Source organism: Hyphomonas sp., assembly GCF_041689225.1.
In the GTDB taxonomy this organism is placed as follows: Bacteria; Pseudomonadota; Alphaproteobacteria; order Caulobacterales; family Hyphomonadaceae; genus Hyphomonas.
The window spans coordinates 1-2,668 of the sequence record NZ_JBDNGN010000164.1 but is presented as its reverse complement, the minus strand read 5'-3'; the positions used below and the strand labels follow the sequence as shown (position 1 = coordinate 2,668).

Sequence of the window (2,668 nt, the reverse complement as noted above, 5' to 3'; positions counted from 1 at the left end):
TTCAGGACCATCGAACTCGGCTCGACGATTGCGGGCGAAGCGCTGTACCTGGCGCGGGGCTATGCGCCGTTCCATTGCAACGAACAGGTGGCGGCGAACGGGCGGGTGAAAACCGTTATCCACATGCGCAAGGCGCTCTAGTTGCGTCTCACGGTTCCAGAGAGCCGGTGATCGAGGCGCGCTGGGAGAGTTCCATCCAGTTGCCGCAGCCATCGCGCACGAAGGAGATACGCGCCGTCTTGCCGAGAGTGGCGGGCGCCCGCCCTTCGGTGCCGCCAGCGGCGAGGACTTGCGCGTGGACGCGGTCGACCTTGTCGACCTGGAGCGTCGTGTAGCGATAACCGATCCGGGCCATCTCGGCGTTGCCCGTGCGCGCGGCAAGGGCGGGGTCGATGTGCCCGAGGATGAGGCTGCGTCCACAGGCGACGGCGCAGGCGTGCGTGTCGGATACCGGCAGGCCAAGCGCGTCATGGTAGAAGGCGAGGAAGGCCTCGCGGCTGGGTGTGGCGACCTCGATGGCCCATTGGGTGATGCCGTCATGGCCAGGCGGCACGAGCCCGACGCGGTTGCCATCCGGATCAGTCAGTTCGATTGGTACGGTGACGCCGTCGCGGGCGATGATGAGGCGGAGGTAGCCACCGTCGGCGCGCGGCGGCAGCGGATCGCGGGCATGGTTCAGCTTGAACACGCTGCCATGATGGTCGTGGCGGTGCTGGCGCAGGCCGCCGCCCAGCGGCAGCATATGGTCGAAGGGCAGGCCGACATCCTGCTGCCAGAAGGCGAGCATCTCATCGAGACGGTTGGTGAACACGCCGACATCGAGGCAATCCTTGGCGAGCCAGGCGGGGGACGTGTTGATCATGTCGTGGCCTCTCGCCATATTGGCTTCGAGTTGAGGATACCCCGGACATCCGCGCCTGGCAAAAGTGCGCCTCAGCCAGAGAGGCCTGGCACCTCAGAACCGGCTCGACGCGGTAATCCTACTCGGCCGCGACCAGACTGAATTCTTCTTTCCAGCTGGCCATGACATCGCGATTGTCATGGTCCCATGGATGGAAGCCGGGTTTGAACCAGGATAGCCAGATGGCCCAGCCTGAACCGAACAGGGCAGGCTTCTTCCAGAGGAAAGTCTTCACGGCACGCCGGGCCGCGTCCGGTTCGTAGCCATCGGCGACCAGCAATTTGGATGCATATTCGGCGATATTTTGCGTGAACTGCTGGGTGATGAGCAGCATGGACAGGCTGCGCCGGAAATAGCGTTTGAACGGCGACCAGCCTTTAGTGGCTTCCATGAAGACATCATAGGCGACCGCCTTGTGTTCGGTCTCTTCCATGGCGTGCCAGCGCCAGAGGTGCTCGAGCGAGGGTTCGGTCTTGCTGAACAGCGGGGATCCATCGACGTCGAGATCGACCATCAGGTCGGCCATCATCGAGGTGAAATGCTCAAGGCAGATCGTGGCGATCAGCATGCGCATCGGACCGCCGGAGCGTCCGAAGGCGATCTTTTCCGCGATGGCCGCCTCGATTTCCGCGACTGGGTATTTCTCGCGATCGATCATGTTGTTCAGCAGGTGATGCTCGCGCGAATGGATGGCCTCCTGCGCGATGAAGTCCTTCACATCCTGCGCCAGCTTCCCGTCGACTTTGCCGCGATAGGCCTTCACAGCGTCCATGAACAGGCGTTCGCCGTCCGGGAAGGTCAGCGACATGGCGTTGAAAATGGCGGTGGCGACGGGGTTGCCGTCCAACCAGTGGCCCTCGCGCGCACTGTCCATGTCGAAATGGAAGTCGCGGGGCAGGATCGTTACATCTTCGGGTGTGCGCTTGTTCGTCATTGTGCTTAGTGCCTCAAGAAACTGAAATGCGGACTGGCTTCATGTTCAAAATTAACGTTACTGACAAAAATGTCAATAAATAATAAACCTGCCCCTCGTGTGCGTCGCTCTCCGGAAGCTTCGCGCAGCAATATCCTGTCGGCGGCGGAATCCCTGCTCGTGGCGCAGGGCCCGCAATCCCTGCGACTAGCGGATGTCGCCAAGGCGGCGGGCGTGGCCAATGCCACGGTGCTGCACCATTTCGGCTCGATTGACGCGGTCCAGAAAGCGCTGATGGAGCGCATGATCGCAGACCTGGTTGAGAGTATCATGGCGGTCGACGTGCCGCTGGACGATCCGGCGGCGGCGCGCGAAGCGGCGCTTCGGACGCTGTTCGATGCGTTCGAGACTCGCGGCGCGGCGCGCCTGGCGGCCTGGCTGGAACTGACCGACGAGACCAGCCGCCTGACCCTGGTGCGCGAAGCCGTGCAGGAAGTGGCGCAGAAGAAGATGGCCAATGCCAAGCTGCCGGCAGAGCTGGTGGAGGACCTGATCCTGCTCAGCGTGACGCTGGCCGTCGGTGTCGGCCTGTTCGGGCCGACGCTGGGCCAGCTGATCGGCAAGCCATCTGAGCGAGCGCGGGAGCTGACACTCCAGATGCTGCTGGCGAACCTTGAACGCCTGTCGCTCTAGCGTCTGGTCGCGCCGGGACGGGCGGGCTAGGCTTGCGGCCGACACATAGAAAACACTTGAGGAGGATACGGTTTTGGACATGCATCTGAAGGGCAAGAACGCCATCATACTGGGCGGCACGCGCGGCATTGGCCGGGCGATTGCGGACACGCTGGCGGGCG

The 2,668-nt window shown here is 63.0% G+C and carries 3 protein-coding genes and 1 pseudogene; 2 read left to right on the top strand and 2 right to left on the bottom strand.

The window, feature by feature from the left end:
- Positions 1-148 precede the first annotated feature (148 nt).
- Together ACESNB_RS16455 and ACESNB_RS16450 are read right to left on the bottom strand one after the other, a co-directional pair.
- On the bottom strand, positions 149-862 hold the full coding sequence (locus ACESNB_RS16455) for a VOC family protein (RefSeq protein WP_373009293.1): 714 nt from the start codon (positions 860-862) through the stop codon (positions 149-151).
- Positions 863-980: 118 nt separating this feature from the next.
- On the bottom strand, positions 981-1,835 hold the full coding sequence (locus tag ACESNB_RS16450) for a metal-dependent hydrolase (RefSeq protein WP_373009291.1): 855 nt from the start codon (positions 1,833-1,835) through the stop codon (positions 981-983).
- A 69-nt stretch (positions 1,836-1,904) separates the two neighbouring features.
- On the opposite strand from ACESNB_RS16450, the gene ACESNB_RS16445 reads away from it, so the two are divergent.
- The gene (locus ACESNB_RS16445) at positions 1,905-2,507 is read left to right on the top strand and encodes a TetR/AcrR family transcriptional regulator (RefSeq protein WP_373009289.1); all 603 of its coding nucleotides are present in this window, start codon (positions 1,905-1,907) and stop codon (positions 2,505-2,507) included.
- A 73-nt stretch (positions 2,508-2,580) separates the two neighbouring features.
- A pseudogene (locus ACESNB_RS16440) lies at positions 2,581-2,668 on the top strand (3-ketoacyl-ACP reductase); the annotation flags it as partial.